Annotated in this window: 1 pseudogene; it reads left to right on the top strand. The window is 77.9% G+C overall.

Going from position 1 to position 719, the window contains the following annotated elements:
- Nucleotides 1-719: pseudogene (locus ACFQU3_RS20410) on the top strand (HNH endonuclease); the annotation flags it as partial.

Here is a 719-nt window from a genome sequence, read left to right as displayed (position 1 = left end):
ACCTGCCGCACACCCTCGCGGCCCTGCAGGCCGGTGAGCTGAGCGAGTGGCGGGCGCAGATCCTCGTGCGCGAGACCGCGACGCTGACCCCGGATCAGCGGCGGCTCGTCGACGCCGAGGTCGCCGCCGAGGTCGACTCCGAGGGCGACTCCGGGGGCGACTGCGAGGGCGACTGCGAGGGCGTCGGGGCCTTGGGCGGGCGGCTCGGTTCGCTCGGGGACCGGGAGCTGGTCCGGCGGGTGCGGGCGGTGGCCTACCGCGTCGACGCGGCCTCGGTGATGGCCCGCGCCAGCCGGGCGCAGGCGGACCGGCGGGTCACGATCCGGCCCGCGCCGGACACCATGGCGTACGTGACGGCGCTGCTGCCGGTCGCCCAGGCCGTGGCGGCGCACGCCGCCCTCACCGTGGCGGCGGACACGGCGCGCGCCGCCGGCGACGAGCGGGGCAAGGGCCAGGTCATGGCCGACACGTTCGTCACCCGCCTCACCGGGCAGGAGACGGCGGACGCGGTCCCGGTCGAGGTGCACCTCGTCATGACCGACCGGGCGCTGCTCGCCGGTGGGCCCGACCGTGACGAGACGCCCGCGCAGCTCCCCGGCTACGGCACCGTCCCGGCCGCCTGGGCCCGCGCCCTGCTCACCCCCACCGGCAACCAAGACGAGGCCAGCGTGTGGCTGCGGCGGCTCTACACCCACCCGGCCAGCGGGGCGCTGGTCGCG

It is taken from the genome of Terrabacter sp. GCM10028922 (genome assembly GCF_042666095.1).
Taxonomy (GTDB): domain Bacteria; phylum Actinomycetota; class Actinomycetes; order Actinomycetales; family Dermatophilaceae; genus Terrabacter.
The sequence above is the reverse complement of the archived record's forward strand: the minus strand, read 5'-3'. Positions and strand labels throughout refer to the sequence as shown.